Consider the following 1,363-nt stretch of genomic DNA (forward strand, 5'->3'; position numbering starts at 1 on the left):
TGTATCGTAAGTCTCCATCACTGATGGAGCTTGTTGTAAGACCAAACAACATAGAAAAAGCTATCAAGAAAGTTAAGAAAAACAAAGGTGCTCCTGGAATTGACGGCATGAAAGTCAGTGAACTCCACGCTCACTTTGCTCAGTACTTTTCACAGATAACGAAAAAACTGCTTGATGGTACTTATCAGCCTCAAGCAGTTCGAAAAGTTCAAATCCCCAAACCAAATGGGAAAATGCGTGTGCTTGGTATTCCTGTCGCTAGAGACAGAGTGATACAACAAGCTATTAGACAAGTGATTGAACCAGGCATTGACCGAACATTTTCGAATCACAGCCATGGTTTCAGACCTAATCGTAGCACAGGAACAGCACTTAAGCAATGTGCGTCCTACTACGAAGAAGGCTATAAAATAGCTGTGGACTGTGATTTGAAACAGTGCTTTGACATGTTGAATCATGATAAGCTCATGTATTTGTTCGAACGCCATGTTCAAGATAAGTCAATTTCAACATTTATCCGTAGAAGTCTACAAGTAGGTGCCATTGACCTATCTGGCGAAGTCGCAGAAAGAAAGATAGGTGCACCACAAGGGGGCGTTATCTCTCCCTTACTATGTAATATCTATCTACATGAACTGGATAAAGAACTCGAAAAGCGTGGACATCGTTTTGTACGCTATGCAGATGACTTTGTCATCTTTGTACGCACAAAACGTGCAGGCGAACGCGTAATGACGAATGTAACGAAATTCATTGAGAAGCAACTGAAGTTGGTTGTCAATGAAGATAAAAGTAGAGTAGGAGCAGTTACACGTTTAAAGTTCTTGAGTTGTCTAATAACCAAGGTAAATGGGGTTTGTCGTTTCAGGCCGACTACGGAAGCAAAAAGAAATTTAATACGCGCCTTAAGGAAAATAACGAAACGAAATAGACCCGGTACCTTTAAAGATATTATCACTGAAATTAACCAAGTGACGCGAGGTTGGATAAATTACTTTGGTAGAGGTTTTATCAGAGGATTTATTGAAACCACGCAATCCTGGTTAAACCGCCGACTTAGACAACTCATACTTAAACGGTGGAAAAGAGTAAGAACCAAATATAAGATGTTGCGCCAATATGGTCTTGACCATAGAAGTGCGATGAAAATCGCACAGTCTCGCAAAAAGTACTGGCGATTATCAAACACGCACGAGGTTCATCGTGCACTTACAACAAAACAACTCTACAAGTGGGGGCTGATACCATTAGCCCAGCTTGCAGAGTTGGCTTACGCAAGATATTGAACCGCCGAGTACGGAACCGTACGCTCGGTGGTGTGAGAGGACGAATAGTCAATTAATGACTATTCTCCTACTCGATT

The 1,363-nt window shown here is 41.5% G+C and carries 1 protein-coding gene; it reads left to right on the top strand.

Annotated features, from left to right (window positions below; all coding sequences use genetic code 11):
* Positions 1–1,286 (top strand): group II intron reverse transcriptase/maturase (gene ltrA, locus CCE82_RS12320; RefSeq protein ID WP_240507209.1); only part of this gene is annotated, 1,286 nt, incomplete at its 5' end.
* Between the last annotated feature and the right edge of the window lie 77 nt (positions 1,287–1,363).

Origin of the sequence: Staphylococcus cornubiensis (assembly GCF_900183575.1) — a bacterium.
Taxonomy (GTDB): domain Bacteria; phylum Bacillota; class Bacilli; order Staphylococcales; family Staphylococcaceae; genus Staphylococcus; species Staphylococcus cornubiensis.